The sequence below is a fragment of the Neisseria sp. P0021.S007 genome, from assembly GCF_051956855.1.
In genome coordinates this window covers 1-437 of the sequence record NZ_JBQCXA010001768.1, presented here as the reverse complement: position 1 = coordinate 437, position 437 = coordinate 1, and the positions used below count along the sequence as shown (strand labels likewise).

At 55.4% G+C, this 437-nt stretch carries 1 protein-coding gene; it reads left to right on the top strand.

Annotated elements, in window-relative coordinates; all coding sequences use genetic code 11:
• The coding region (locus tag ACTHUR_RS21365; protein ID WP_440400813.1) for a hypothetical protein at positions 1–435 on the top strand (435 nt) is incomplete at its 5' end.
• Positions 436–437: the final 2 nt, after the last annotated feature.

Genomic DNA, 437 nt, shown 5'->3' with positions numbered 1-437 from the left:
AAGGCGACAAACGAGATAGACACGGAAGGAGGAGGCGGCAGAGGAAGAGGGGGAGAAGAGAAAGAAGGAAAGAAAACAGGAAGGAGGGGAAGAAAGAGGAAAAAAGAAAAAGAGGAAGGAGGAAGGAAAGGGAGGAGGAAAAAGGGGGAAAAGAGGAGAAGGAGAAGAGGGGGAGGAAAGGGGAAGGAGAGGAAGAAGGGAGAGAGGAAGGAGGGAAGAGGAAAAGGGAGAAGGGGGAAGGAGGGGGGGAGGGGGGGGAGGGAGGGAGGGGGGGGGGAAAGGGGGGGAGGGGAGAGAGAAGGGAAAAAAGGGAGGGGAGGAGGGGGGAAGAAGGAAGGAGAAGGGGGGAAAGGGAGGAAAGAAGAAAAGAAAGAGACGGGAAGAAAGAAGGGACGAAACACACACGGCAATGGCAGCAGCTTGCCAAGGATTTGAAC